This window comes from Pseudoduganella sp. RAF53_2 (genome assembly GCF_052113985.1).
Taxonomy (GTDB): domain Bacteria; phylum Pseudomonadota; class Gammaproteobacteria; order Burkholderiales; family Burkholderiaceae_D; genus Rugamonas.
In genome coordinates this window covers 1-24,641 of sequence record NZ_JBFRDW010000010.1, presented here as the reverse complement: position 1 = coordinate 24,641, position 24,641 = coordinate 1, and the positions used below count along the sequence as shown (strand labels likewise).

At 61.3% G+C, this 24,641-nt stretch carries 26 protein-coding genes and 1 pseudogene; 17 read left to right on the top strand and 10 right to left on the bottom strand.

Going from position 1 to position 24,641, the window contains the following annotated elements; genetic code table 11:
* Positions 1 to 65: 65 nt before the first annotated feature.
* The 3 genes from AB4Z11_RS01355 to AB4Z11_RS01345 form a co-directional block, all read right to left on the bottom strand.
* Positions 66 to 299 carry a hypothetical protein gene (locus tag AB4Z11_RS01355; protein WP_442022165.1) on the bottom strand — a complete coding sequence of 78 codons (234 nt, stop codon included), beginning with the start codon at positions 297 to 299 and terminating at the stop codon, positions 66 to 68.
* Positions 300 to 308: 9 nt separating this feature from the next.
* Positions 309 to 572 carry a hypothetical protein gene (locus AB4Z11_RS01350; RefSeq protein ID WP_442022163.1) on the bottom strand — a complete coding sequence of 88 codons (264 nt, stop codon included), beginning with the start codon at positions 570 to 572 and terminating at the stop codon, positions 309 to 311.
* 132 nt (positions 573 to 704) lie between these two features.
* A complete protein-coding gene (locus tag AB4Z11_RS01345; protein ID WP_442022161.1) occupies positions 705 to 1,775 on the bottom strand; it encodes a tartrate dehydrogenase in 1,071 nt (356 codons plus the stop codon).
* An 85-nt stretch (positions 1,776 to 1,860) separates the two neighbouring features.
* Here AB4Z11_RS01345 and AB4Z11_RS01340 point away from each other — a divergent pair, with 85 nt between their 5' ends.
* Entirely contained in the window at positions 1,861 to 2,763 is a 903-nt protein-coding gene (locus AB4Z11_RS01340) for a LysR substrate-binding domain-containing protein (protein WP_442022159.1), read from the top strand.
* Here AB4Z11_RS01340 and AB4Z11_RS01335 read toward each other — a convergent pair.
* Together AB4Z11_RS01335 and AB4Z11_RS01330 are read right to left on the bottom strand one after the other, a co-directional pair.
* Entirely contained in the window at positions 2,749 to 2,904 is a 156-nt protein-coding gene (locus AB4Z11_RS01335; RefSeq protein WP_442022157.1) for a hypothetical protein, read from the bottom strand. The two genes, AB4Z11_RS01340 and AB4Z11_RS01335, sit on opposite strands and share 15 nt — an antisense overlap.
* Positions 2,905 to 3,013: 109 nt before the next feature.
* Positions 3,014 to 3,430 carry a winged helix-turn-helix transcriptional regulator gene (locus AB4Z11_RS01330; RefSeq protein ID WP_442022155.1) on the bottom strand — a complete coding sequence of 139 codons (417 nt, stop codon included), beginning with the start codon at positions 3,428 to 3,430 and terminating at the stop codon, positions 3,014 to 3,016.
* An 81-nt stretch (positions 3,431 to 3,511) separates the two neighbouring features.
* On the opposite strand from AB4Z11_RS01330, the gene AB4Z11_RS01325 reads away from it, so the two are divergent.
* The 3 genes from AB4Z11_RS01325 (at position 3,512) to AB4Z11_RS01315 (ending at position 6,409) form a co-directional block, all read left to right on the top strand.
* Complete coding sequence (locus AB4Z11_RS01325) at positions 3,512 to 4,066, top strand: FMN-dependent NADH-azoreductase (RefSeq protein ID WP_442022153.1); 555 nt, start codon at positions 3,512 to 3,514, stop codon at positions 4,064 to 4,066.
* A 67-nt stretch (positions 4,067 to 4,133) separates the two neighbouring features.
* On the top strand, positions 4,134 to 5,138 hold the full coding sequence (locus tag AB4Z11_RS01320) for a cyanophycinase (protein WP_442022151.1): 1,005 nt from the start codon (positions 4,134 to 4,136) through the stop codon (positions 5,136 to 5,138).
* An 80-nt stretch (positions 5,139 to 5,218) separates the two neighbouring features.
* Positions 5,219 to 6,409 (top strand): TIGR04552 family protein, encoded by a 1,191-nt coding sequence (locus AB4Z11_RS01315; RefSeq protein ID WP_442022149.1) that lies wholly within the window; start codon positions 5,219 to 5,221, stop codon positions 6,407 to 6,409.
* A 108-nt stretch (positions 6,410 to 6,517) separates the two neighbouring features.
* On the opposite strand, the gene AB4Z11_RS01310 is transcribed toward AB4Z11_RS01315, so the two are convergent.
* Complete coding sequence (locus AB4Z11_RS01310; RefSeq protein WP_442022147.1) at positions 6,518 to 6,766, bottom strand: DUF1059 domain-containing protein; 249 nt, start codon at positions 6,764 to 6,766, stop codon at positions 6,518 to 6,520.
* A 130-nt stretch (positions 6,767 to 6,896) separates the two neighbouring features.
* On the opposite strand from AB4Z11_RS01310, the gene AB4Z11_RS01305 reads away from it, so the two are divergent.
* Complete coding sequence (locus AB4Z11_RS01305; protein ID WP_442022167.1) at positions 6,897 to 8,204, top strand: sodium/glutamate symporter; 1,308 nt, start codon at positions 6,897 to 6,899, stop codon at positions 8,202 to 8,204.
* Between the two features lies 1 nt (position 8,205).
* Here AB4Z11_RS01305 and AB4Z11_RS01300 read toward each other — a convergent pair whose 3' ends face one another.
* On the bottom strand, positions 8,206 to 9,087 hold the full coding sequence (locus tag AB4Z11_RS01300; RefSeq protein ID WP_442022145.1) for a CsgG/HfaB family protein: 882 nt from the start codon (positions 9,085 to 9,087) through the stop codon (positions 8,206 to 8,208).
* Positions 9,088 to 9,223: 136 nt separating this feature from the next.
* Here AB4Z11_RS01300 and AB4Z11_RS01295 point away from each other — a divergent pair, with 136 nt between their 5' ends.
* Positions 9,224 to 9,520, top strand: coding sequence for a PsiF family protein (locus AB4Z11_RS01295; RefSeq protein WP_442022143.1), 297 nt, complete (start codon positions 9,224 to 9,226; stop codon positions 9,518 to 9,520).
* Here AB4Z11_RS01295 and AB4Z11_RS01290 read toward each other — a convergent pair.
* A complete protein-coding gene (locus AB4Z11_RS01290) occupies positions 9,517 to 10,749 on the bottom strand; it encodes a hypothetical protein (protein WP_442022141.1) in 1,233 nt (410 codons plus the stop codon). The two genes, AB4Z11_RS01295 and AB4Z11_RS01290, sit on opposite strands and share 4 nt — an antisense overlap.
* 47 nt (positions 10,750 to 10,796) lie before the next feature.
* Positions 10,797 to 11,870 carry a mechanosensitive ion channel family protein gene (locus tag AB4Z11_RS01285; RefSeq protein WP_442022139.1) on the bottom strand — a complete coding sequence of 358 codons (1,074 nt, stop codon included), beginning with the start codon at positions 11,868 to 11,870 and terminating at the stop codon, positions 10,797 to 10,799.
* Between the two features lie 118 nt (positions 11,871 to 11,988).
* On the opposite strand from AB4Z11_RS01285, the gene AB4Z11_RS01280 reads away from it, so the two are divergent.
* The 9 genes from AB4Z11_RS01280 (at position 11,989) to AB4Z11_RS01240 (ending at position 21,244) form a co-directional block, all read left to right on the top strand.
* Entirely contained in the window at positions 11,989 to 14,220 is a 2,232-nt protein-coding gene (locus tag AB4Z11_RS01280; RefSeq protein ID WP_442022137.1) for a family 1 glycosylhydrolase, read from the top strand.
* Between the two features lie 145 nt (positions 14,221 to 14,365).
* Positions 14,366 to 15,115, top strand: a complete 750-nt coding sequence (locus AB4Z11_RS01275) for a GntR family transcriptional regulator (RefSeq protein WP_442022135.1) — start codon at positions 14,366 to 14,368, stop codon at positions 15,113 to 15,115.
* On the top strand, positions 15,112 to 16,851 hold the full coding sequence (locus AB4Z11_RS01270) for a fumarate reductase/succinate dehydrogenase flavoprotein subunit (protein ID WP_442022133.1): 1,740 nt from the start codon (positions 15,112 to 15,114) through the stop codon (positions 16,849 to 16,851). The genes AB4Z11_RS01275 and AB4Z11_RS01270 overlap by 4 nt, the downstream gene beginning before the upstream one ends.
* Positions 16,836 to 17,069 (top strand): 4Fe-4S dicluster domain-containing protein, encoded by a 234-nt coding sequence (locus AB4Z11_RS01265; RefSeq protein WP_442022131.1) that lies wholly within the window; start codon positions 16,836 to 16,838, stop codon positions 17,067 to 17,069. Before AB4Z11_RS01270 ends, AB4Z11_RS01265 begins: the two co-directional genes overlap by 16 nt.
* A 17-nt stretch (positions 17,070 to 17,086) precedes the next feature.
* Entirely contained in the window at positions 17,087 to 18,481 is a 1,395-nt protein-coding gene (locus tag AB4Z11_RS01260) for an ABC transporter substrate-binding protein (RefSeq protein WP_442022129.1), read from the top strand.
* 4 nt (positions 18,482 to 18,485) lie between these two features.
* Positions 18,486 to 19,277 carry an ABC transporter permease gene (locus tag AB4Z11_RS01255; protein ID WP_442022127.1) on the top strand — a complete coding sequence of 264 codons (792 nt, stop codon included), beginning with the start codon at positions 18,486 to 18,488 and terminating at the stop codon, positions 19,275 to 19,277.
* A complete protein-coding gene (locus AB4Z11_RS01250; RefSeq protein WP_442022125.1) occupies positions 19,274 to 20,071 on the top strand; it encodes an ABC transporter ATP-binding protein in 798 nt (265 codons plus the stop codon). Before AB4Z11_RS01255 ends, AB4Z11_RS01250 begins: the two co-directional genes overlap by 4 nt.
* Positions 20,043 to 20,969, top strand: coding sequence for a HEAT repeat domain-containing protein (locus tag AB4Z11_RS01245; protein WP_442022123.1), 927 nt, complete (start codon positions 20,043 to 20,045; stop codon positions 20,967 to 20,969). The genes AB4Z11_RS01250 and AB4Z11_RS01245 overlap by 29 nt, the downstream gene beginning before the upstream one ends.
* Positions 20,966 to 21,244, top strand: coding sequence for a gamma-butyrobetaine hydroxylase-like domain-containing protein (locus AB4Z11_RS01240; protein ID WP_442022121.1), 279 nt, complete (start codon positions 20,966 to 20,968; stop codon positions 21,242 to 21,244). The genes AB4Z11_RS01245 and AB4Z11_RS01240 overlap by 4 nt, the downstream gene beginning before the upstream one ends.
* Here the strand turns inward: AB4Z11_RS01240 and AB4Z11_RS01235 are convergent.
* Positions 21,241 to 23,151 carry a PAS domain S-box protein gene (locus tag AB4Z11_RS01235; protein ID WP_442022119.1) on the bottom strand — a complete coding sequence of 637 codons (1,911 nt, stop codon included), beginning with the start codon at positions 23,149 to 23,151 and terminating at the stop codon, positions 21,241 to 21,243. The two genes, AB4Z11_RS01240 and AB4Z11_RS01235, sit on opposite strands and share 4 nt — an antisense overlap.
* 84 nt (positions 23,152 to 23,235) lie before the next feature.
* Between AB4Z11_RS01235 and AB4Z11_RS01230 the strand changes: the two genes are divergently transcribed.
* Both AB4Z11_RS01230 and AB4Z11_RS01225 read left to right on the top strand, forming a co-directional pair.
* On the top strand, positions 23,236 to 24,234 hold the full coding sequence (locus AB4Z11_RS01230; protein WP_442022117.1) for a hypothetical protein: 999 nt from the start codon (positions 23,236 to 23,238) through the stop codon (positions 24,232 to 24,234).
* A gap of 107 nt (positions 24,235 to 24,341) precedes the next feature.
* Positions 24,342 to 24,641 (top strand): annotated as a pseudogene (locus tag AB4Z11_RS01225) (hypothetical protein); the annotation flags it as partial.

The window sequence follows — 24,641 nt, the reverse complement described above, 5'->3', positions numbered from 1 at the left end:
GCCTACGCATCGTGGATGGACCGCCGCGAATCTAACGGCGCAGCATCCTTCTCGGCCGAAGCCAGTTAAGCGAGCGGCTTGCCGTTGATGGCGACGATCTGGTCCAGCCGAAAGGTTGGACCATCGCGCAACTGCAGATACTCCGCCTTGTCACGYGTGTACACGTCTTCGATCACGCCACGGACGGTGGTGGTTTCACCGTCCTGCATCACAGTCAGCTCACACTCACGCCGCAAGCTGGCCAGCGCCAGATACTCGTCGTGAATTTCGCAGGCAATAGGTTCGTAGGGCTTATCCATGCCCCCATTCTACCGCTTCAGCTTCTCCAGCTCCCGCCGCAGCCGCCAATTGTCCGCCACGACGGACAGCAGCACCACGATCAGCAGCAGCGACGACGCATACTTTCCGGCGTAATGCCAGAACATCCATCCGACGGCCGCGCAAGCGAGCCCGATCAGCAATAACAGCAATCCATCTTTCATCACCGCCTCGCCTCGCCATTTGAGCACATCCGCAAGCAACGTTCCTTCGCTGACTGTTCGGCCCGCCGCCACCGCGATGCTGCCAATCACCGCTCCCACGTAAAATGACGCAGACAGAGCAGCCACCCCCCCCAGCTTTCTACCCGCGATCCTGTCCCATGCTCCCCTGTGTGAGGGAAGCATAGTGTCTGCATCAAATGTGCAATTTGATGCAGACCAAGATCATGCGCCGGTGATGGCGGTGGCGATGGATTGGCCGACTTTGGTGGTGGTGGCGGTGCCGCCCATGTCGGGGGTGCGGGGGCCTTCGATCAGGGCGAGTTCGATGGCGCGGACCATGGCGTCGTGGGCGTCTTTGTGGCCGAGGAAGTCGAGCATCATGGCGCCGGACCAGATCATGGCGATCGGGTTGGCGATGTTCTTGCCGTAGATGTCGGGCGCGGAGCCGTGCACCGGTTCAAATAGCGACGGGAAGCTGCGTTCCGGATTCAGGTTGGCCGATGGGGCGATGCCGATCGTGCCGGCGCAGGCGGGACCGAGGTCGGACAGGATGTCGCCGAACAGATTGGATGCGACCACCACATCAAACCGTTCAGGGCTCAGCACAAAGCGCGCGCACAGGATGTCGATGTGGTACTGGTCCCAGCGCACGTCCTGGTAGGAAGAAGACATCGCCTTCACGCGCTCGTCCCAATACGGCATGCTGATCGAAATGCCGTTCGATTTGGTCGCAGAAGTCAGATGCTTCTTGGGACGCGACTGTGCCAGTTCAAATGCATACTTCAGAATCCGGTCCACGCCCTTGCGCGTGAAGACCGACTCCTGCAGCACCACCTCGCGCTCGGTCCCGTCGAACATCTTGCCGCCCACGGAAGAATACTCGCCCTCGGTATTCTCGCGCACCACGTAGAAATCGATGTCGCCCGGCTTCTTGTTCGCCAAAGGACATGGCACGCCCGGCAGCAGCCGCACGGGGCGCAGATTCACATACTGGTCGAACTCGCGGCGGAATTTGAGCAGCGATCCCCACAGCGAAATGTGATCCGGCACCGTCTCCGGCCAGCCCACGGCGCCAAAAAAAATCGCATCAAAGCCCGACAGCTGCGCATGCCAGTCATCCGGCATCATCTTGCCGTGCTGGACGTAATAGTCGCAGCTGGCCCACTCGAACGATTCGAACTCCAGCGAAATGCCGAAGCGCTGCGCAGCAGCCTTCACGGCACGCAGGCCTTCAGGCATGACTTCCTTACCGATGCCGTCACCGGCGAGAACAGCGATTTTATGTGTCTTCATGGCTTTGCTCCTTTTGATGACTACAGCATACCGCCGCACGAAATGTTTATAATCTAGCGAAACGTGAATTAATAAAACACGAATCGTGAACAATTCTCTGGAAAACGAAGATCTGCGCGTGTTCGCCATGGCCGCGCGCAAGGCCAGCTTTGCCGCTGCAGCGGCGGAACTGGGCATGTCGCCCGCCTACGTCAGCAAGCGTATCGGCATCCTCGAGGATACGCTGGGCGTCAAGCTGTTCCATCGCACGACACGCCGGGTGACCATCACGGAAGATGGCGAACGCATTTACGCCCGCGCCCAGGCCATCCTCGACAATCTCGATCAACTGTTCGATGAAGTGGCCCAGCAGCGCAGCACGCCGCGAGGGCAGCTGCGCATCAGCAGCAGCTTCGGCTTCGGCCGCAATGTGGTGGCCCCAGCTATCGTCAAGCTCCAGCAGCACTACCCGGATTTACAGGTGCGCTTCGAAGTCTTCGACCGCCTGGTGGACATTGTCGCCGAAGGTTTTGATCTCGACATCCGCGTCGGCGACGACATCGCGCCTGACCTCATCGCCCGCAAGCTGATGGCCAACCACCGTGTGCTGTGTGCATCGCCGGATTACATCGCCCGCCGCGGCGCGCCGAAAAGCCTGCAGGATCTGGCCAGCCACAACTGCCTCGCCATCAAGGAACGTGATCTGCCCTTCGGCATATGGCGCCTGCGCGGACCGGCCGGGGATGAAACAGTGAAGGTGACGGGGACGCTCTCCACCAACCACGGCGAGATCGCCCTGCAATGGGCAATGGAAGGCGCAGGCATCGTGCTGCGCTCATTATGGGATGCGCAGCCGCATATCGACGCAGGCCGCCTGGTGCAGCTGCTGCCCGACTACCGGCAGGACGCCAATGTGTGGGCCGTTTATCCTCAACGCCTTGGCAGCTCGGCCAAGGTGCGCGTGTGTGTGGAATTCCTGGAACAGTACCTGGGCTCACCTGCCCTGTAACTCATTCAGCAAGCGGTGCAGCAGCGTCCTCAACGCTTCCAACCGCCATGAACCGACACCGGCCAGCATCAGCAGCAGGGCCAGGATAAAGCCAAACGCCGTCGCTAGCCACTCCGCCAATTTTCGCTTCTCGACATTCACTTTTCCCTCAACAGATCTACCTCGACCTGTTCGAGATTAGCGCCGCGCCCCCGTGAAAGTAACTGAATTTACGCGCTTTAACACCAGAAACAGAACGCGACAAAAGGCCTTATTTCGGTGCAAAAAATGCCGCGTGCGCCGCCGCGCGTTCGCTTGATTTGCTTTCGAATGCATTGCGTGCTGCGACGATTTCCGGACGGTGTTCCGTGGCCCAGTCGAACAGCACGCGCAAAGGGGCGATCAGGCTGTGTCCTAATTCGGTCAGCTCATAATCCACGCGCGGCGGGATGGTGGGGTACATGGTGCGGTTCACCAGTCCATCCTGCTCCAGGCCTTTGAGCGTGAGCGTCAGCATGCGCTGCGAGATGCCTTCCGCACGGCGCTGGATCTCGTTGTAGCGCAGCGGACCATCGCGCAGTGTTCCGACCACCAGCACCGTCCATTTATCGCCGATTCGGGCCAGGACATCGGTCACCGATGTGCAAGCCTCGTGGTCGGCGCGCACAAAAGTGTTCGTATCGCTCATAAAAGTGCCTCCTTGTCTGAATCTCTTCAAAGTCTAACATGGCGCCACGAACAAATTGTTCCTTACTTACAGGAGTAGCCCATGAAGATTCTGCATATTGATTCCAGCATCACCGGCCAGCATTCCGTCAGCCGCCGCCTCACCGCCGCCATCGTGCAACGCCTGACCGGCGCCAATCCGGGCGCCGCCCTCACCTATCGCGACCTAGCCGCCGATCCGGTGCCGCACCTGAACGCCGGACCCGCGGGCGCCAGCGCGATGCTGGATGAATTCCTGGCCGCCGACGTGGTCGTCATCGGCGCGCCCATGTACAACTTCGCCGTGCCAAGCCAGCTGAAAGCTTGGATCGACAGCCTGGCCGTCGCCGGCAAGACCTTCAGTTACGGCGCCAATGGTCCGCAAGGCCTGTGCGGCGACAAGCGCATCATCGTTGCGTCCACGCGTGGCGGCATCTACAGCGCGCCCTCGCCCATGGCGGCGCTGGATCATCAGGAAAGCTATCTGACCGGCTTCTTTGGCTTCCTCGGCGCGCAAGTGGAATTTGTGCGCGCTGAAGGCGTGGCCATGGGCGACGAGCAGCGCCAGCGCGCCATGGAAGCCGCACTGGCTGATGCGGCCGCACTACAGGCAGCATAAAGGCGGGCTGGATTGCATGAGCGAAGCGTAGAATGGCTCTACCGTTTCGCTCATCAAGGAGCCCGCCATGGCACGCCTGTCCCGGTTCGCTGCAATCGTCGTACTGCTTGCCGGCTGGCTCGCAGCGCCCCTCGCCTACGCGGGAAAGCCATATCAGTACGACGCTGTGGGCGATCCGACCGATGTTGTCTTACCCCATCCGAACAAACCAAGCCTGGTGCTGATGGGCGGCGGCCCCGATGTGGACGCGGCCTTTGCCTGGATGATCAAAAAGTCCGGCGGCGGCAATTTCGTGGTGATCCGCAGCCGCGGCACGGATGCGTACAACCCCTACATCTACGCCATGGGCGGCGTGCAGTCGGTGGAAACGCTGGTCATTCCGAGCCGCGACGCGGCCAATGATCCTTTCGTGATCGCCCGCATCAAAGGCGCCGAGGCACTGTTCATCGCCGGTGGCGACCAGTCGGACTACATCAACTTCTGGGAAGGCACGCCGGTGCAGGCGGCGATTCAGGAACTGGCCAGTCACAATATCCCGATTGGCGGCACCAGCGCGGGCCTGGCCCTGATGGGGCAGTTCGGCTACTCCGCCCTGAATGGCAGCATTACTTCGCCCGACGCATTGGCCAATCCTTTCGACAAACGCATCACCCTGGAACGCAATTTCCTCACCCTGCCCGGACTGGGTGGGCTGATTGCCGATCCCCATCTCGACGCGCGCGACCGCATGGGCCGTCTGATCACCTTCATGGCGCGCATCGTCAACGATGGCTGGGCGGGCATGGCGCGCGGTATCGGCGTGGATGTCGAAACGGCTCTGCTGGTCGACAACGGAACGGCCAGCCGCGTGGGCGTTGGCTCAGCCTATTTCATGCAGACGGTCGGTATTCCGCAGGTCTGCCAGCCGAAAATGCCGCTGACGTACAAGAATATCGATACCCAGCGTCTGTCCGGCGACGGCAACTTCGACCTGCGCAACTGGGCGGGTTATGGCGGTTCGACCACACGCTATTCGATCTCCGCCATCGGCGGCGTGCTGAGCTCAACCCAGCCCGGTGGCGCGATTTACTGACGCTTTTTCACCACAGGCTTGCGGCGTCGCAGGCAACAGTTGCATACTTGCTTAGGAGATTTAACGATTGCGCCCAAACTATGACAGAACATCGGGCCTCATTAAAGAGCAAAGGCAAGTTCTCACTTAACTGGACCTATCTCAATGCCATCGCTTCCGGCGTATCGGCGATTGATCTGGGCGAGCTCGCGCTGCGCAATGAGCACGACGCGCGCCAGTTCGTGCGTGAGTACGGCTTCGACATCGACAATCCACACGCCCGTGAGGTGATCGCCCGCGCCCATCGCGAGGCGGTGCACTTCATCACCGAGAATTTTCTGCAAGCGGGACAGGAAATGCTGATCCCCGAAGCGGTGCGCGCGCCGGAAGATCCGCTGATGCTGCTGGTGTATGCATCCCTGCGCGGACAGCAATGCGATGTGCGGCGCATGTGGTCATGCGCGGTGCTGAAGGTCATGCACGGCATTTTCTACATCGATAACAATCTCAAGCTACGCTACTTCAACACGATCCGTGAACAGGTGTTTGCCAGCCTGGACGAGGTGATTCACGAGGAAGACGGCCATCATTTCCTGACCGATGGCGAAGTCTGCCTGCCGCTGCTGCACTTCGACCGCAAAAACAATAAGGGACGTAACAGCATTCTTCTCAAGCTGCTACAGAAAGCGGAATATCTGGCGGCCGACATCTTCGACCATCTGGGCGTGCGCCTGGTTTTCAATACGCGCTTCGAGTGTCTGCTGGCTTTGCGGACCTTGCAGCGAGCTCACATTATTTCGGTCACCAATGTGCATGCTCAGCGCACGCGCAATACGCTGCTCGATCTGGAGGCAGCCAAAGAAATCTTCAGCAAGTACCGCTGCATGCTGGAGAGCAGTCCTGAGTATCCACAGGACCTCCTGCAGAAGATGGATGAGGAATTGCTGGAGATCGCGCATCCGCAGACGCGCAGCGATAATCCGCACAGTGGGGCGGGCTTCAGCAGCATTCAGGTCACCGTGCGCAAGATGATTCACGTGCCGCCGGATGATCCGGCGACTGCGGGGCCGGACTATGACGTGGGCTTTTTCTTCGAGTATGAGATTCAGCTGATGGACAAGGCAAGCCACGGCCGCAGCTTGAGCGGCCCTGCAAGCCATGACGCCTACAAGCGCCGCCAGGTGGAAACAGCGCGCCTGCGCGTGCTGGGGCGCGAGCTGATTCGCTGGCTGGACAAGCACGCCGAGGCTGCCGATGCAGGCGCAGGCCAGTTCGCAATGGCGGATCAATGATCCGCCCTACGTAACTACGTAACTCGTATTCCGCTTCAACAATGGCAGATCAATCATCCGCCCAACCTATTCCGCTGTAGGGCGGATCATTGATCCGCCGAATGCAGGCTAATGCCGTGTAGGCGACACAGGCCGCTCACTTACGGGCGCCGCTGCGGGGTGGACGTGCTCCGGCGGCATCCCATCATGGAATAGCTTGCGCAATCCCTCGCGCAGTTCAGGGCTGTCGGTATAGCCATGGCTGGCGATGGCGTGCTGCACGGCGATGGTCAGCAGCTCTTCTTCGCTGTCGGCGGAGATGGCGATGCTGCAATGCGACTCGCTGGGGAATTCGCGGCAGTCGATATATTTCCTCATTTCAGTTCTCCCATGCTGCGGTTAGCAGTCTGTCTCTTCATGATAGGCCGCGGTCCGCATGCTGCAATGCGGTTTGACAGCGTAGGGCAGCACGGCAATACTTGCCGCGTTCAAACTTATCTTGTCCGTCATGACGCTCTCCGCCTGGTATCTGCTTGCGCTTGCCGTTCCCGTGCTGTTATTGGGCGAAGCCGTCCTGCGCCGCGTGCAGGTGCTGGCGCGCTTCAATATTCCGGTGCCGGTGGTCGGTGGCTTGTTGTTTTCGCTGGTGTTGCTGGCCCTGCGCGTTGCAGGTATGCCGCTTACGTTCGCAGGCAAGGTCGATGCTGGATGGTGGACCTGGCTGGTAACTGTTGAGCCGGAATGGGCGACGCGTCCACTCAAGAATTTGAATCTGCCCTTGCTGATTGGATTCTTCACCTGCGTCGGCCTGGCGGCGCCGCTGCGTTTGCTGCGTACGGGCGGACGGATGCTGCTCGTGCTGCTGGTCGCGACGACGGTGTTGTCAGTTTTGCAGAATACGGTTGGTGTGGCGGTCGCTGTGGCGCTCGGCGCTCCGGCGTTGCTGGGTGTAGCGTGCGGCTCATTGACGCTGGTTGGCGGACACGGCACCGCCCTCGGTTTCGCCCCGCGCTTCGAGCAAGCGGGCCTGGCCGCAGCCGCCACCATCGGCGCCTCCGCCGCCACCTTTGGCCTGGTCGCCGGCGCCCTCCTCTCCGGCCCCCTCGGCGCCTGGCTCCTGCGCAAGCACACCTCCCTGCCCGCCTCTGCGGAGCGCGGCGCGCGTGCCAGCAGCGCAGAGGTGCAGGCTGACGCCATTGGCGCCACCCGCGCGCCGGTCGTGGTTGCGAGCTTCTTTGCTGACGTGGGGGCGGTGGCGGCGCTCGGCTGGTCCGCCCTCGGACATGCCCTGCTGATCGCCGTCTGCGTCAAAGCCGGCGCCTGGGCCAGCTACGGCCTGGACAAGCTGGGCGCCACGCTGCCCGCCTACATGGGCGCCTTGCTGGTCGGCTTCGCCATCCGTGCAATGCACGATGCCTGCGGCGCCACATGGCTAAAAAGCGAAGTGATCACTAAAATCGCCGCTGTGCTGCTGTCCCTTTTCCTGGCCGTCACCCTGGCCGCGCTGAACTTGCAGGAACTGGCGCAAGTTGCCGGGCCGATGCTCGCCATCCTCACCGTGAACACAATCGTCACCCTGGCCTTCGCAGCGGCCATCGTTTATCCGATCTTGGGACGCAACTATGAAGCCGCCGWCGCAACGGCGGGTCTGACCGGCTACGGTATCGGCTCCACCGCCACGGCCGTCGCGGCGATGGACGCAATCACCCGGCAGCGTGGCCCGGCGCCCCAGGCCACGACGATCGTCCCACCAACGGGCGGCTTCCTGATCGACCTGACCAATGCGCCAGTGATCGCCGCCTTCCTGCGGATCTAAGCTACTTTTTCTTACCCTTTTTATCGGTGGTTGCCGCCGGCTTATCCAGAGCCTGGGACGCCGGCGTCGTACCCCCCTGCACGCCAAGCGAACCGCCAGTGCCCATGCCGCCAGCCACCTCCTGCGCCTTGTAATTGCGCACCGCCCGCACCAGCTGGTTGTACGAATCCATGAAGGCCGCGATCAGAATCTTGCCTTCTGGCGTATTTGAATAACCGCCCGCGCCACCAAAKGCGCCGCCACCGAACAAGCCGCCAGCGACATTGAAGTCGAAGTTCTTGGCGCTACCCTCGGCCGCCGCCAGCTGCACACCGGAGCGGTTATCGATCATCAGCAGCGTGGTCGAGGCTTCATTGGACTTGAGGCCGCCAGCCACCGCACCGGCAATGCTGCCCAGCATGCCCGCACCGCCCAGCATGCCGCCCATACCGCCCGTACCTTTCTGGCTGAACGTGATGGTCGGGCTCATGGTGTAATCCGCCGCCACCATCTGACCCTTGCCCATATTGCTACCGGTTCGCATCTCTCCCGATTGCGACAGCTGGCGCTCCATCATCATCTTGTTCATGGCATTGCCACGTTCGACGATAACGAAGCAGTTCGACTGCTGGATCATCATGCGCAGCACCGGCACAGTCGATCCGAGCTTGTATTGCGACAGCTGGTGATACCACGGCGCAGCGGTATCTTCCACCACGCCGAGCGTTCCCAGCGTTTTGTCGCATTTTTCCAATTGTGGATTGGCGTTTGCAGCCTGGGCGCCACCCGCRGCGCCGGTCGCTACGGTGCCGCCACCGCCCAGTTTAGGTTCTGTTCCCGCGCATGCAGCCAATGCCATGGCGACGGCTGCACTGAGCGCCGTTGATACGATGAGTCTGTTCATGGTATTTCTCCCCTTTTTTTCACTCAACCGCACATTGAAGAATAGGCCACAACGACGAAAAATCCACTTCCGCCGCCGATTATTTGTCGTATATAGTTACCAAGCCGAAAGGCTAACTTCTATAAGGATCTGACCTATGAACAAACTGATCGCTGCCTCCATCGCCATGTTCTTTGCCGTGTCCGCTCATGCCGCGGAAGCGCCTGCCAAGAACTCCCAGCAATCGAAGATGGCGACCTGCAACGCTGACGCCAAAGACATGAAGGGCGACGAGCGCAAAGCCTTCATGAAGGAATGCCTGAGCGCGAAGCCCGCAAAGGCTCCGACTCAGCAAGAAAAGATGAAGACCTGCAACGCGGACGCGGCAGGCAAAAAAGGCGATGAGCGCAAGGCATTCATGAAGGAATGCCTGAGCGCGAAGAAGGCGGCTTAACGCAAACCGCTGGCCAGGCGTGGGGACGACAGCAACTGCTTGAAAGCGTCCCAGCGCTGTGCACGGGCGGCTGCCGGATCGGTGGCCGTCGCGTGACGCTCCACAAAGGCCTTGACCAGATCCTGGCCCAGGTTGTAGTTGATCACATAGCCACGGTTCGCGTCATAGAAGGACACGCGCTGCGCCGATTTCTCCGGCGGATACAGGCCCACATTCACCATCCACTCCTGCGCCTGCTCTTTCGTGAAGCGGCCTTCCAGATACTCGCGTGCATTGTCGTTATCCGCGTAGCTTAATTTCGCCATCAGCTTCAGGAACTGGGCATATTTTGGCGCCAGGGCGGGATCGAGTCCCGCTAGCGGATACAGAGTCTTCTGCTCGAAAGCCACGCGCTCATCATCCGGGAAAGCCATCTGAATGCCATAGTTCGCGCTGCCCTCGGCGATCAGCGACATCGGCGAATACAGCGGATACACGCTGAACTCCACCCAGTTGCGCTTCTTCACCAGTTCCTGCTCCAGCAGTGCGTTGTACACGTGGTGACCCGGATAGCCCTCGTGGCACCCCAGGTCCAGCGCGCGCTCGATGTAGATCGGGAATTCGGTATTGATCTGGATAAGGCTGTGCGCATTGCCCTTGTACCAGTTGTAGCCGGACCATGGCTTGTTGCTCACGAACTCCATCACGAAGCTTTCGTTCTTCGGCAGCTCCACATAGCGCATGGTGCGCTCGCGGCAGGCAGCGATGGACGCATCGAACACCTGCTTCAGGCGATCTTTCGGAATCACGAACTGGCCGCGGAAGGCTTTCAGGCGCTCAGGCAGCGGGCCGGTTCCCGGCACCAGCTTGTCCACTTCGGCCACGATCGCTTCGTAGTAGGCGCGGTCGTGATGCGGCGAGACAGCGTCGTACAGCACGGCCGTCTCTTCATCGAACGTGAACTTCTTCCCATCCAGCATATYGACCCGCGCTTCCACCGCGCGCAGCTGTTTGGACAGGAACTCGATACGCAGCGCCTCTTCCGCATTGTGCGGTTTCTRCTTTGCGATATCGCGGCGCGCAGCCTGCACCTCGCTGCGGATAGACGCCAGGCTCTGCTTCCTGCGCGCCAMCTCTTCCTGCAGCGCCGCAGGACCATAGTAGGCATCCACATAATTCGCATCATACTGGCCGACCGCCAGCACCAGCTTGCGGTAACGCTCCGCCACGTCCTGCACAGATGCGGCCATTGCACTCCCCGCCATCAACATAGCAAGTCCTCCCAAGACCAGTTTTTTCATACACTCCTTCTTTGCGCGTTCGAAGGTGCAGAGTTTAACTGATCGGGAAGCACAATTCGCGTTGGCACCGCCAGCTCGATGCCGCGCGACTGAAGCTCGCGGACCACGGCCAGGAAAATGGCCTGCTGGGTATCCATGAACACGAAATAGTCGGGCGACTTGATCCAGTACACCGTCTCGAAATCGAAGGACCATTCGCCCAGGCCTGAGAAGTGCGAACGCTCGAAGTTGGCCGTCTTTTCCTGCGCCATCACCGCATTGCGCAGGATCTGCGGCACCACGCGCAAGTCGTCCGCGCTGGTGTTACGCCGCACGCGCAGGATGAAGGATGCGCGGCGGGTCTGCATGCGCGTCTGGTTCAGCACGCGCGCTTTCAGAATATCGCCGTTGGAAAAGATGATCTGGTCGCCGCCCAGGCCACGCAGGCGCGTGGTCTTCAGTCCGATGTACTCCACGCTACCCAGCTTATCGTCGACGATAATGAAGTCGCCCACCACAAAAGGCTTATCGAGCACAATGGACAGCGAGGCAAACAGATCGCCCAGAATATTCTGCACCGCCAGCGCCACCGCGATACCGCTGATGCCCAGGCTGGCCACCAGTGTCGTGATGTTGAAGCCCAGATTGTCCAGCACCATCAGGGTGAAGACGATCCAGACCACCAGCCGCAAAATGAAATCGATGATGGCAGCCGAGGTGGCCGACGCGCCAGTCTCGCTCTTGCGCCGGTAGTGGCCACGCCACGAGCGTATCAGGCTATCGCCCCAGATGCCGGCCTGGATCAGCAGCGTGGTGGCGGTCACGCGCCACATCCAGGTCAGCTGCTTGTGCGGCAAGTCCAGCATCTGGCTGCCGATCCAGGCCGCGCCGATGATAATTGTCAGCAGCCACGTGGCGCGCAGCATGCGCACCAGCCAGTCGTCGACCGGCGTGGTGGTGCGCTCTGCAATCACGGCGAGACGCCGTACGGCAAGGCACTTTACGAGGTACAGCACGACGGCCGCAGCCACCATCACGGTCAGCGCGGTCCCCCATTCCTGCAGTGTATTTCCGAGAAATGAAAATCGCATGGCCGCCAGTGTAGCGAAGTGAATTTCGCTGCCGCGCACGCATGACTGAAGGCAAGGTTGCGCCACCCCGACAAAAATTTGGCGATACTTTTTGCCTCCTCGACCAACAAAGAAGAACATGTCCACGATCAAGCCAACCACCATCGAACTGTGGGGCGGACTGGAAGGCACCGTCAACCGCGTCTCTGATCAATACTTCAGTCAAATTGAACAAAATGGGCATGACCGCCGCGAAGATGACCTCGACCGCTTCGCTGCGCTCGGCATTCGCGCATTGCGCTACCCCGTGCTGTGGGAGCGCGTGGCGCCGGATGGCCTGGATACTGCTGACTGGTCCCAGCCGGACCAGCGGCTGCCAGCTTTGCAGGCACTGGGCGTAACGCCCATCGTTGGGCTGGTCCATCACGGCAGCGGACCACGCCATACCAGTCTGGTCGATCCCGCCTTTCCTGAGCAGCTGGCTGAGTATGCAGGCGCCGTTGCACAGCGCTACCCATGGATTGAATACTACACACCGGTCAATGAACCGCTGACCACCGCGCGCTTTTGCGGCTTGTACGGCGTGTGGTATCCGCATGGCCGCGACGACAAAACCTTTCTGCGCGCGCTGCTTTATCAATGCAAGGCGACGGTGATGGCGATGCGCGCCATCCGCGCAGTCAATCCGCAAGCGAAGCTGGTACAGACGGATGATCTGGGCAAGACTTACAGCACACCCCCACTTGCGGGATGGGCTGCCTTCTACAATGAACGCCGCTGGCTGGCGTGGGACATGCTGTGCGGCCGTATCGATTCGCAGCATGCGCTGTGGGACTATTTGCGCGAACGCGGTGGCCTGAGCGAAGACGAACTGCTGTGGTTCCGCGATAATCCCTGTCCGCCGGACATCATCGGCCTGAATTACTACATCACCAGTGAGCGCTGGCTCGATCACCGCGCGGCGCGCTACCCGCAACGGTATGTCGGTGTCGACGGTTTCGCCGATATCGAAACCGCGCGTGCGCTGGCCACGCCGACACCAGGCATCGGCCCGTTGCTGGAAGAAGTGTGGGAGCGATATAAGCTGCCCATGGCGGTTACCGAGGCCCACATCGACGCCAACCGCGAAGACCAGCTGCGCTGGCTGCACGAAATCTGGAATGCCTCCCTCCATGTGCGCCAGCGCGGCGCCGATCTGCGCGCCGTCACGGTGTGGTCCCTGCTTGGCTCCTTCGACTGGAATTGTCTGGTCACCGAGCGCAAAGGCTATTACGAAACCGGGGCTTTCGATTTGCGCGCGCCGGTGCCGCGTCCCACCGCGCTGGCGGAGATGATGCGCGAACTGGCCACCGGACGCCAGCTCTCCAATCCCGTACTGCAAGGCGTCGGCTGGTGGCGCCGGCCGGGCCGTTTCCTGTGCCCTCCCGCCGCGACCAGCACCAGCCTGGCCGCGCTGCCGACCGACCGCCAATTTCCGCAGCGTCCCGTGCAGCCGATCCTGATCAGCGGCGCCACCGGCACGCTGGGTTCGGCCTTCGTGCGCATCTGCGAGCAACGCAATCTGGCTTACCGCGTGCTGACACGGCAGCAGATGGACATCACCGATCCCTCATCCGTCGACGCTGCAATCCGCCGCTACCAGCCCTGGGCCATTATCAACGCCAGTGGCTACGTCCGCGTGCACCAGGCCGAGAACGATGCAGCGCGCTGCCTGCGCGAGAACGCCGATGGCGCCACGGTGCTGGCCGTGGCGTGTGCTACCCATGCACTGCGCCTGCTCAGTTTTTCCAGTGACCTGGTATTCGATGGCAGCAAAGGCGCACCGTACGTCGAGAGCGATGCCGTAGCACCGCTCAACGTTTACGGCCGCAGCAAGGTTGAAGCGGAACGCCGCATGCTGAGCATTCACCCTCAGTCGCTGGTCGTCCGCACCAGCGCATTCTTCGGCCCGTGGGACTGCCACAACTTCCTCACGCTGGCGATGCAGACACTCGCCGCGGGCGGGCAATTTCCGGCAGCGGACGATCTGATCGTTTCACCGACCTACGTGCCTGACCTGGTGCAGACTTGCCTCGACCTGTTGATCGACAAGGAAAGCGGCATCTGGCACTTGTCGAATAACGAAGCACTGAGCTGGCATCAGTTTGCCCAGCGCGCGTGCCAGTTGGCCGGCGTGGATGCCAGCGGCTTGCTGGCACGCCCGGCAGCTTCGTTCGATAGCTGCGCAGCCCAGCCGCCCTTCTCCGCCCTGACCAGCGAACGCGGCATCCTGCTGCCGGCACTGGACGATGCCTTGGCCCGCTACTTCGATACCGCCACGGCACTGGCCGAGAGCGGTGCCGCGCAAGCCGCACATTACGGCAGCAACTGAGGTCCATTCTCGATTCGCGCATTTGCATATGCAGCACCAGTGCATATGCAAGCGCGAATTGATTCGTTTTCATGCCTGAAAGTGCTCGATAAGATCGTTTCATCCCAACGATCATGACCTGTCATAACAGGTTGCGAGCATTTTCATGAACCAGCCTGTTTCGCCACTACCGCTGTATGCCCAGGTCAAAGAGAACCTGCGCGAACGCATTCTCGACGGGACATATCCGCCGCATGCGCAATTGCCTGCGGAAAGCGAGATTGGCGCAGCGTTTGGCGTCAGCCGTATCACAGTGCGGCAGGCGCTGAACGATCTGCAGAAGGAAGGCTTGATCTTCAAGCTGCCCGGCAAAGGCACTTTCGTCTCCAAACCGAAGGCGTTCCAGGAACTGAGCCAGCTTGAGGGCTTCGCCGAAGCCATGTCGCGGCGCGGCTATGAGATCTATAACCGGCTGGCCGGCTTCCAGATCGTGGGCGCGGCGCCGAATGTAGCGCAGCAACTGCGGCTCGCGGCAGGCGATGCTGTGGCTGAAATCAAGCGCATACGCCTGCTGAACCGCGAGCCGGTATCGCTCGAAGTCACGTACGTCGCAGCGGAACTGGGCGAACGCTTGCGCCAGGAGGACCTGGCCACGCGCGATATCTTCCTGATCCTGGAAAACGATTACGGCATTGCACTCGGCACGGCCAGCCTGCAGATCGATGCCATCCTGGCCGACCATGCGCTGTCGGCGGCTTTGCAGATCGACGAGGGCATGCCGGTACTGCGCATCGAACGTCTGACGCATACGGCGGACGGGAAACCACTCGATTTCGAATACCTCTACTTCCGCGGCGACGCCTTTCAGTACCGCCTTCACATAGCGCGCCGCCCTTCAACCACGGAATCCCCATGAATACTCATATCCAGACTGTTGACGTGCTGGTGATCGGCGGCGGCACCGCCGGTCCGATGGCGGCGGTAAAAGCCAAGGAAGCCAATCCCGAGTTGCGTGTTCTGCTGCTTGAAAAGGCCAACGTGAAGCGCAGCGGCGCCATATCCATGGGCATGGACGGCCTGAATAACGCCGTCGTTCCCGGATTCGCTACGCCGGAGCAGTACGTGAAAGAGATCACCACGGCAAACGATGGCATCGTCAACCAGAAAACGGTGATGGCCTACGCGCGGAACAGCTATGACATGATCGAAGAGCTGGACCGCTGGGGCGTCAAATTCGAGAAGGACGAAACAGGCGACTTCGCCATGCGCAAAGTTCACCACATGGGCACGTATGTGCTGCCCATGCCGGAAGGGCACGACATCAAAAAGGTGCTGTACCGGCGGCTGAAACGTGCCCGCGTCGAGATTACCAATCGTCTGGTCGCCACGCGCCTGCTGACGGCGAAAGACGGCAGCATTGCGGGCGCCATGGCGTTCGACTGCCGCACGGCCGACTTCCACGTGATTCGCGCGAGGACTGTGGTGCTGGCCACCGGCGCTGCGGGCCGTCTTGGCCTGCCCGCATCCGGTTATCTGTTCGGCACTTACGAGAACCCGACCAATGCAGGCGATGGCTACAGCATGGCTTATCACGCGGGCGCCGAACTGTCGGGCATCGAGTGCTTCCAGATCAATCCTCTGATCAAGGACTACAACGGACCCGCCTGCGCTTACGTGACCGGCCCGTTTGGCGGCTACACGACCAACAATAAGGGCGAGCGCTTCATCGAATGCGATTACTGGAGCGGGCAGATGATGATGGAGTTCTACCGCGAACTGCAAGGCGGCGACGGGCCGGTATTCCTGAAGCTCGATCATCTGGCGGAAGAAACCATCAGCACCATCGAAACGATTCTGCACACGAATGAACGTCCGAGCCGCGGCCGCTTCCACGAAGGCCGCGGCACCAACTACCGCGAGCAGATGGTGGAAATGCACATTTCCGAAATCGGCTTGTGCAGTGGTCATTCCGCCTCGGGTGTCTGGGTCAACGAACATGCCGAAACCACGGTTCCAGGCCTGTACGCGGCGGGTGATCTGGCCTGCGTACCGCACAACTACATGCTGGGCGCCTTCGTCTACGGCAAACTGGCCGGTGAAAGCGCCGCACGCTATTGCGCGGAGCGCCCGCTGCCGGAATTCGACGAAGCGCAGGTCGAACGCGAACGCGAACGTGTCTGGGCGCCACTGTCGCGCGAGGATGGCCTGCCGCCCAGCCAGGTCGAATACAAGCTTCGCCGCATGGTGAACGACTATCTGCAGCCGCCCAAGGTCACACGCAAGATGGAAATTGGACTTCAGCGATTCGAAGCGATCCGCGCAGACCTGGACCGCCTTTCCGCGCGCAATCCGCATGAGCTGATGCGCGCCATGGAAGTGCACGCGATCCGCGATTGTGCCGAGATGGCGGCGCGCGCTTCGCTGTATCGCACCGAGAGCCGCTGGGGCCTCTACCACTACCGGGTTGATCATCCGGAACGCAACGATGCCGACTGGTTCGTGCACGTGCAGCTGCAAAAGCAGAACGGCGCCATGACCTGCTTCAAACGTCCGATCGAGCCTTACATCGTCAAGCTGGATGAACAGGAAAAGACCGCTTACCAGCGGCTGCGCATCAACAAGGAAGAGAGGGAACTATGCCAACAACTCTGAACATTGCCACAGTGCCGGTCAGTGTCGATGAAGACAAATGCATTGCGCACAAAGGCTGTACGGTCTGCGTCGACGTTTGCCCGCTCGACGTTCTGGCCATCGATTTCGTCAAGGGCAAGGCTTACATGAAGTTCGACGAGTGCTGGTATTGCATGCCTTGCGAGAAGGACTGCCCGACCGGCGCCATCCACGTCGACATCCCTTATTTGCTGCGTTAAAACTCCTGGAGAGATCAATGAAACGACCATTACTGGGCCTGGCCCTGGCGCTGCTGTTCGGTGCAGCCAATGCTGAAACCATTCGCGTCGCCATCGGCACGCAGGACACCACCATCAACTGCGCTACAGGAGGCATCCTGATCCGCGAGCTGAAGCTGCTGGAAAAGTATCTGCCGCATGACGGCAAGTACAAGGATGCGCAATACGATATCCAATGGAAGAACTTCACTTCCGGTGCGCCGCTGACCAACGAAATGGTGGCGGGCAAACTGGATATCGGATCAATGGCCGATTTCCCGGGTTCCTTCAACGGCGCGGCCTTCCAGAAGGCGGGACGGAAAAGCCTCTTCATCAGCGTTTTGTCGGGTAGTACCACAGGCAGCGGCAACGGCATCGTGGTGCCGAAAGCATCGCAGGTGCAGTCTCTGTCCGAGCTGAAAGGCAAAACCATCTCCGTTCCATTCGCCTCCACCGCACACGGCATGCTGCTACGTGCAGTCAAGGCGCAAGGCTGGGACCCGGAGAAAGACGTGAACATCACCACGCAAGCGCCGGAAATCGCCGGCTCTGCGCTGCAGACCAACAAGGTCGATGCGCATGCCGACTTCGTGCCTTTCGCTGAACTGTTCCCGCACCGTGGCTATGCGCGCAAGATCTATGATGGCTCACAGGCCAATGCCCCAACCCTGCACGGCAGCCTGGTGGATGCCGAGTATGCGCAGAAGTATCCCGAAGTCGTCATTGCCTTCCTGCGTGCAGCCATCGAAGCAGACCGCCTGTTCGCCGCCGAGCCGGAGAAATACAGTGAACTGGTGGCCAAAGTGACCGGCATCGACGCGGAAGTGAACTATCTCTTCCATGGTCCCCTGGGCCTGCAGACGCGTGACCTGAGCTGGAAGCCGGAATATCGCCAGGCGGTGAAAACCTCCATCGAAACCCTGCGCCTGCTGAAGCGCACCGACAGCGATCTGGATGTGAACAGCTTCATCGACGACCGCTATATCCRCGCCGCCTTCAAGCAGTCCGGCCTGGATTACGACGCGCAGCTGAAGAACTACGCCAAGCTGCCGCTGACCGGCAAGGATGCCAGCTCCGGCAAGCCGATTGCCGATGTGAAGCGGGTGGCGCAGATCTGGGTGGCCGGCGAACCACTGGTGCGAAATTACGCGACACCTGAATCGGCCTTCGCCGATCTTGCCAAACTGGAAAAGGCCGGCAAGAAAGTCCGTACGGTCTACGCCCAGGACCGCGAAACCGGCATCAAGCTTTTTGCCAGCGACGCCTGGTTCGTCAGCAGCGGCAAAAACGAGATCAACGCCTTCCTGCTGAAGGAGTCCGCCGAGGCATGGGCCAGGAAGAACAGCGGCAAAGTGCTGGACTTCAGCGGCGTCCGGGCAGCGATCGCGGGTTAAGTGCATGGCTGCCACCTATAAACCTGAACGTCTGCTGCTGCGCGCGCTGTCGATTGCTGCCTGCGTGCTGGCATGGCAGTGGGCGTCCACCAGCCACGTTAATCTTGGCCTGGTGACGTTCAACAATGTGCCGTCACCCAAAGAGGTGCTGGCGGCGGCAGGAGAATTGATCCAGTCGCCCAAGCTGCTCACGCACCTTGGCGCCAGCATTTATCGGGTGTTCGCGGGTTACGCGGCGGCGGCCGTGCTGGGCATTGTGCTGGGGCTGGCAATCGGGCGTTCGCGCTTTCTGGAGGATGCCCTGCTGCCGCCGCTGGAAGTGCTGCGCCCTATTCCGGCCGTGGCGTGGATTCCGCTGGCGATCCTGATGTTTCCATCGTCCGAGCTGTCGATGGTTTTCATCACCTTCATCGGCGCGTTGTTCCCGATCCTGCTCAACACGATTCACGGCGTGGAAGGCGTTGACCGCCGTCTGATCGCTTCGGCGCGCAGTCTGGGTAGCGGCGCCGCATCGGTATTCACGGAGGTAGTGCTGCCTGCCGCCGCACCCAGCATTGTGACGGGACTTTCCATCGGCATGGGCACGGCCTGGTTTTGCCTGGTGACGGCGGAAATGATTTCGGGCCAATTCGGCATCGGCTACTACACCTGGTCCTCGTACATCGTACAGAACTATCCGGAGATTATCGTCGGCATGCTGTTCATCGGCGTGTTCGGCATGGGCAGCAGTGTGCTGGTCCGCAAGGCAGGCAACGCGCTGATGCCGTGGTACTTCATGGGGAGGAAAACGTCATGACGCAAGGTTCCATCGATATCGCCAACTTGCAGGTAGACCTTGGCGGACGTGCAGCGCTGCACGAGGTTTCACTGTCGGCACGGCCGGGAGAATTCATCTGCGTGCTTGGCCCATCCGGCTGCGGCAAATCGACGCTACTTGGCGCACTGGCGGGCCATCTGGACCCAAGCCACGGCAGCATCCGCGTGGATGGCCAACCGGTGCAAGGCCCGCATCCCGAACGCGGCCTGGTGTTCCAGCAGCACACGCTCTTCCCGTGGAAGAAGGTGATCGACAACGTCGCTTTCGGCCTGAAAATGAAGGGCGTGCCGCGCGGCGAACGGCGCCAGCAGGCGCGCGCGCTGCTGAAACTGGTCGGGCTGGAGGGCTACGAGAACAGCTATCCATCGCAGCTATCCGGTGGTATGCAGCAGCGCGTGGAGATCGCCAGAGTGCTGATCAACCATCCGCGCATGCTGCTGATGGATGAGCCTTTCGGCGCACTCGATGCGCAAACGCGGCTGAACATGCAGGAGCTGCTGCTGGAAGTGTGGGGGCGTATCCGCACCACCGTCATCTTCATCACCCACGATATCGACGAAGCGCTGTTCCTCGCCGATCGCATTCTGGTCATGAGCCCGCGCCCCGGCCGCATTATCGACGAGATCCGGCTGGATTTCCCGCGTCCGCGCCACGCAGGCCTGGTCACGTCGCTCGAATTCGTGCGCCTGAAGCGCCATTGCCTCGACCTGCTGCATCCGCGCGCATTGCCCCATAAGGAGAATCATGGAATTACTATCCCGACTGCAGCATGAAGATGGCGAAGTGCGCCGTATCGCCATCCTGGATCTGAGCGATATCGCCGAAGACGAACACGCTCCGCTGTTCGTCGCCGCCCTGCGTGATCCCGCAGCCGCCGTGCGCGAAGAGGCAGCGCGGGCGCTGGAGGGTTTCGAAAACGACGAAGCCGTTTCCGGCCTCGCCGAACTGCTGACCGATGATGAAGCCGATGTGCGCGCAGCAGCAGCGCAGAGCCTGAGCGAGCTCAAACTCACGCAATCGGCTCGCCTGCTGGCGCCTTATGCCAGCCATCACCAGCCATTTGTGCGGCACGCCGTGTTGCGCGCCTTGCGCGAGTTGCGTGCGCCTGAAAGCATCGTGCCGGCCTTGTCGGCGCTGGGAGACACGGAAGGTTCCATACGCCGTGAAGCAGTCGCCGTGCTGGGCTATCTGAAATACACCCCGGCCCTGCCCGCGCTGGCGCGGCTCGCTACGGACGACGCGGATCAGGAAGTGCGCCGTGCGGCGGCAGGTGCGCTCGGATTGGCCAGTAACGCATCCGTGCTGCCGGCGCTACTGGCGGGGCTGAATGATCCGGCGTGGCAGGTACGCGAGGAGGCTGCGACCACATTGGGCAAGCTGARGCTGGCCGACGCTTTGGGCGAGYTGGTCGCCGCGCTACAGGACAGCTACTGGCAAGTGCGCCTGCGCGCCGCCCGCAGCCTGGGCCGCCTGCGCGACGCGGCAGCGGTACCCGCCTTACTGCCACTCCTCAGCCACGACATCGCCAACCTGCGCCGCGAAACGGCGCTGGCACTGGGCGAAATCGGCAATCGCGCCGCCCTGCCTGCGTTGGAAGCCCTGCAGCAGGACGCCGATCCGGAAGTGCGCAAGGCAGTGCGGATCGCCATCGAGCAGATTGGCCGCCAATGACGCCGAGGTCGATCAGTCATCGCCGCGCGACAGGCGCGCTGGAACTGGAATGGCCGGATGGCACTCGCCAGGCGCTGCCAGAAACGCTGCTGCGCCAGAGCTGCCGCTGCGCCGGCTGCACCGCCGAGCGCCGGCGTACGCAGCGGGTACCAGTCGTGGCAGATGGTGTTCGTTTGACAGGTATCGAGCCGGTGGGCGCCTATGCCGTACAACTCATCTTCAGCGATGGCCACCAGCGCGGCATCTATCCCTGGCCCTATTTGAAAAGTCTTTAACTGCGCAGGTGGCGTGCCAGGTCCGCCAGGCGGTACGGCTTCGTCACGAAGTCGAACTCCGCCAAACCTTGCTGCTCGCTCTTCAGAGCCGGTACCGGATAGCCGGAAGCCAGAATGATCTTGGTGGCCGGGTAGCGTGTGCGCACCTCCCGCGCTAGATCCAGGCCCGTTACGCCGTTCGGCATCATCACGTCGCTGAATACCACGTCGATGTCCGGCTCGCGCTGCATGATGCGCAAGGCTTCAGTTCCATCACGTGCGCTCAGCACGGAATAGCCCATGGTCTGGAACAATTCAGCGGCGGCTGCCAGCACAAGCTGATCGTCTTCCACAATCAGCACGCGCTCTTCACGAGGCGCATCGGCCAAGCCGTCCGCAGGCTGCACGGCGGCGTCAACGGCGGGCAGGTAAAGCCGGATCGAAGTGCCGAATCCTTCTGCGGTATCGATGGCCACGTCGCCGCCCGATTGCGCGATGAAACCATAGACCTGGCTTAACCCGAGACCGGTGCCCTTGCCGACTTCCTTGGTGGTGTAGAACGGTTCCAGTGCCCGTGCGCGCACCGCGAGCGACATGCCTGTGCCGGTGTCCCGCACCGTCACCTTCACGTAGCGCCCCGTCGGCAGGGTGCCGACTTCATTGGCGACCAGTCCGACGTTGCGCGACTCGACGATGAGCGAGCCACCGTCCGGCATGGCGTCGCGCGCGTTCACCACCAGGTTGAGCAAGGCGGCTTCAAAGCGCGCTTCATCCACCGACACATTATCCAGCTGCGGCCCCAGATCGAGTTCGAAGCGCACCAGCGGCCCAGCCGCCCGGCGCAGCACCGCTTCGAAGCCAGCGATCAGTGTATTCGGATGATGCACCGCCGGCGCCAAGGGCTGCTGGCGCGCGAACGACAGCAGCTGCTGGGTCAGCAAGGCACCACGGTCCACCGCCCGGCGCATTCCATCCAGCACGCGGCCGGTGGGTCCCGCGTGGTTTTGTGTCTTCAGAATATCGATACCACTGGATATCACCGCCAGCAGATTGTTGAAGTCATGCGCCACACCGCCGGTGAGCTGGCCGATGGCTTCCATCTTCTGCGCCTGGAACAGGGCGGCGCGGGTCTGCTCCAGAGATTCCGCGACGCGGCGCTTCTCCGTATTGTCGCGCGTGATTTTCGCGAAGCCGATCAGTTTTCGATTGTCGTCATAAATCGCATCGATCACGGCATGCGCCCAGAAGTGCGTGCCGTCCTTGCGTACTCGCCAGCCTTCGCTTTCGTAGCGGCCTTCGCGCGCCGCGGTGGCCAGTGCGCGTTCAGGAACGCCCGCTGCCTGGTCTTCCGGCGTGAAGAAGCGGCGGTAGTGGGTACCCATCACCTCATCCTGGGCAAATCCTTTAATGCGCTGCGCCCCGACGTTCCAGTTAGTAATCAAGCCTTCCGGCGACAACATGTACAGCGCATAATCCGTGACACCCTGCACCAGCAAGCGGAAACGGCGCTCGCTCTCGCGCAGCGCTTCATGCACATTCTTGCGGTCCGTGATGTCGCGGGTGATCTTGGCAAAGCCCACATGTTCGCCACGCGGCGTGTAGATAGGATCGATCACCACGCTGGCCCAAAACCGCGTGCCATCCTTGCGAATGCGCCAGCCTTCGCTTTCAAAGCGGCCTTCGCTCAGCGCCGCTTCCAGCGCTCGCGCGGGCGCGCCAACGGCCCGGTCCTCAGGCGTGTGGAATTTGGAGAAGTGTTGCCCCAGCACTTCTTCCTCAAGATAGCCCATGAAGCGCTGCGCGCCCGCGTTCCAGCTGCTGACATGGCCGTTCGTATCGAGCATGTAGATCGCGTAGTCGCTGATGCTTTCCACCAGCAACTCATAGCGGGATGGCGATCCTTCGCTGGTTGGGGGTTCTTTAATCATCGGACGATTGTAACGCCTTCCGTTTTTAGATGTGACACAATCGGGGTCATGAGGATTTGCATAAGCCTGCTGACTGCCAGCCTTATGCTGGCATGGAACGCCGTCCCGGCCCAGGAGCCTGCGGCGCCAAGCGTGGTTGTGCGCAATACGCGCGATCCTGTCGACAAATCCTATCGCAAAATGCTTAAAGGCATCGCTCGTTTCGAGCATGCCCAGGCGTTGGCGCCGGGGGCAACGCTGAGGTTCCGCCTGCTGCCGCGCACACCTACTGTTGAGATGCAGGGCATTGAACTGAAAGTCGTCGGCGATTCGACCAGCATGCCAGTAAAGATCGCGCCGGACAACAGCTTTACCCTCACGTACAACGACACCTTGCAGCGCGAAGACGCTGCCCTGATCGCCAACCGTAAGACCAGTTCCATGACCTGGCGCGCCGAAGTGCGCAGCCCCGGCGTGCCGGAAGGCATGCGGCGTCTGGGGGACCTGCGGCTGGAATGCCTGGTCGGCATGGATGCGGGTCTGGTGTCCAACAACTCGCAACTATTCGCATGGCTGGGTGAGCTGTTCACCAGCACCGACCGCGTCTGCTCCGATCCCGAGGGTAACTACTTGTTCTTCACCGAGCGTCCGGTATTCTCGGTTACTGCGACGTCAGGAGAGCGGCGGGAAGTCCTGCCCTTTCGTATGACTTACGCGGGCGGCGGACCTCCGGCTTCCGAGCTTCCGTACTGCGATTGCCAGGTCCTGCTCGACCGCAGCTATTACGCGCCGATCTGGGACCGCAACTGGCCGGACGATACCCTGCTCAGCTTTGAATACATGGACGATCCGCCCGAGCCGGGCGTCCAGCCGCCCACGCGCGAGGCGGCCCGCGCGGCGCTGGGCCAGCCGTTGAAGGAACTGCGCTTCGATAAGGGCTACCAGGTCTGGCTCTACGAATGGCAGCCCGGGCACAAGCTGCCGCCGGGGCCGGACCAGCGTCCACAAATGGCTGAGCAGGTGCTGCTGTTCGGGCCGGATGGGGCCACACGCCGCATACGCCATCGCGAGCCCGCGCAACAGCCAGTGCGTCCAGTCAACTAAGAAGAATTTAAGATTTGCTGAGCCAAGTTTTAAGAACGCGGCTTTCCACCTCTGACTACCATTCTGTTCGGGCATTTCGCCCCACGGAAAAGAAAGAGGAAATGGAAATGAGTGAATCACAAGCCCGCCGCAATAATCTGTACAGCGGCATCCACAAAGCCCTGCGCGCCTACATGAGCGACACCCTGAACCGCACCGCGCGCCTTGACGCCAACGACGCTGAAGAGCTGTCCGCCGGCCTGCGCCAGATCCGCGAGCTGCTGGCCTTCATGCGCAGCCACATGCAGCACGAGGCCAGCTTCATCCATAYCGCAATGAACGCCCGCCGCGCCGGTTCGGCCCAGGTCACCGAAGGCGATCACGATCATCACGACTGGGCCATCGACAAACTGAACGCGCTGTGCGGC